This window comes from Vibrio sp. Vb1574, assembly GCF_033338675.1.
This window is the reverse complement of record NZ_JAWOTC010000437.1, coordinates 1-1,062: the sequence shown is the minus strand read 5'-3', so window position 1 is coordinate 1,062 and position 1,062 is coordinate 1. Positions and strand designations below refer to the sequence as shown.

General features: G+C 46.5%; 1 protein-coding gene. It reads right to left on the bottom strand.

Features of this window, described 5'->3' with window-relative positions; all coding sequences use genetic code 11:
* Positions 1 to 1,062 (bottom strand): UvrD-helicase domain-containing protein (locus R7O12_RS26705; RefSeq protein ID WP_318127090.1); only part of this gene is annotated, 1,062 nt, incomplete at both ends.

The window sequence follows — 1,062 nt, the reverse complement described above, 5'->3', positions numbered from 1 at the left end:
CTTCTCTTGCACTTGCTTTTTCGTTAAACCAACAGCAGCTAAATGCGACAATTGAGAATCCAACCAAGCAATTAGCTTCGGATTTTCCGAATGGCTACCCAGCTCATCATCACCTTTCAGGTAAGCAATAGGCCATTTATCTAAATGCTTTTGCCAACGTTTGAAATTTGTTGGTGTCATCCAGTGCTTTTTCAACCAGTCGACACACCAAGCCGTGCGTTGGTTATCGTCTAATGCAAGAGGGCTAATTTCGACAGGCTGCTGCTCGACTTGATTAAGAATGTACAAGCCGAGTTGATGAAAGGTATTGACTCTTACGCCTTCTGCCGCCAAACCGACTTTATCAACCAAACGCTCTTTCATTTCTTTCGCGGCATCTCGGCCAAACGCAAGCATCAAAAGTTCTTCCGCTTGAGCTTGATGGCTTTGAAGTAAGTAAGCCACTCTTGCAGTCAATACGCTGGTTTTACCCGAGCCTGCCCCAGCCAAAACGAGGTTGTGATCATCATTGAGCAACACTGCGTATTGTTGCGACAAGTTCAGCGGAGACGATTCAATGCGGTTGAACAAGACTTCCCAATTAGGACGTTCGTTCTCCAGCCATTCGTGATTGCGCTCTCCCAGCGTATGAGAGGTGTCAACCAGCCAAGGCTCAATTTCACCCATGCGATTAGGCATGCGCATTTTAGCTTCGTCTAGGCTGGTCTTGATTTCTGCGAGTTCTTGATTGAGTTTCTCTACCCACGCCATAACTTGAGAATGAGAAAGATAGGCAGGAAGGTGTTTGAGCTGGTACAACTCTTCTTCCCATTTAGGAAGGTACTCCGCCAGTTTTCGGCACTGAGTGTTGTGCCACTCTTGATACTGACGCACAGCTTCTAACGCAAACTTACGACATTGAGGCCAAGGTAAACCTTGTACTAACCAACTTTGTTGCTTGCCATCTTGCTCGTGAGCGAAGAACTGAAGCGAGCTCCAAAACAGGCCGCGTTTCACGTTGACTTTACCGTTCCAGACGGTGAAAGGAATATGCTCTTCACTGCCAATTGAGCTTAATAAAAC